The organism is Shouchella shacheensis (assembly GCF_001484965.1).
Lineage (GTDB): Bacteria > Bacillota > Bacilli > Bacillales > Bacillaceae_D > Shouchella > Shouchella shacheensis.
Map to the genome: position 1 here is coordinate 1 of NZ_LLYY01000076.1, position 853 is coordinate 853.

Here is an 853-nt window from a genome sequence, read left to right on the forward strand (position 1 = left end):
ACGAGCGGCTATTACAAATGGCTGAGCAATCGAGACACGCTGCATTCCGAGAAGGAGGCTCTGAAGAAAGAGATCGAGCAGAAGATTAGGCTTTCTTTTCATGAAAGCGAAGGGACTTATGGTAGTCCTAGAGTGCATAGTGACTTAATCGATTGGGGCTACACGATTTCACAAAAAACAGTCGCTCGCATGATGAAGGAAATGGGTTTGAGAGCCATTCCTAAGGAGAGATATGTCGTCACCACAGACGCTAAACACGACTTGCACATTTACCCTAACATCGTGGACCAAGAGTTTACTGTCGAAGAGCCGGACCGTATCTGGGTCGCCGATATCACGTACATCTGGACGTTGGAGGGGTGGGTCTATTTATCAAGCATAATGGATCTTTTCTCCAGAAAAATTGTAGGATGGAGCCTTGCCGCTCATATGAAAAAGGAACTCCCCTTACAGGCTTTGAATATGGCTATGATTTCTCGTCAACCTACAAAGGAACTCATTCATCATTCGGATCGAGGGAGCCAATACGGTTCCAACGACTACATCCATGCCTTAAATGAGAAAGACATCCAGATGAGCATGAGTCGAACAGGGAATCCTTACGACAATGCCTGCATCGAATCGTTTCACGCCTCCATCAAGAAAGAGCTCATTTATCGAAGACGATTTCAGACCCGGGCAGAAGCCATAAAAGCTATTAACCATTATATCAGCAGCCGTTATAACGAGCATAGAAAGCACTCGACCTTAGGGCACTGTTCTCCGAATAATTTTGAGAGAGATCATAAGCTGATTGCCCAAGAGGATATCTCATAAATTAACCATTGGCACTAGAAATGATCAGTCGCGATTT

1 protein-coding gene is annotated in these 853 nt (G+C 44.9%); it reads left to right on the forward strand.

The annotated features are described in order from the left end of the window. A partial coding sequence (locus AVZ68_RS19420; protein ID WP_082676805.1) for an IS3 family transposase occupies positions 1-816 on the forward strand: 816 nt, incomplete at its 5' end. Between the last annotated feature and the right edge of the window lie 37 nt (positions 817-853).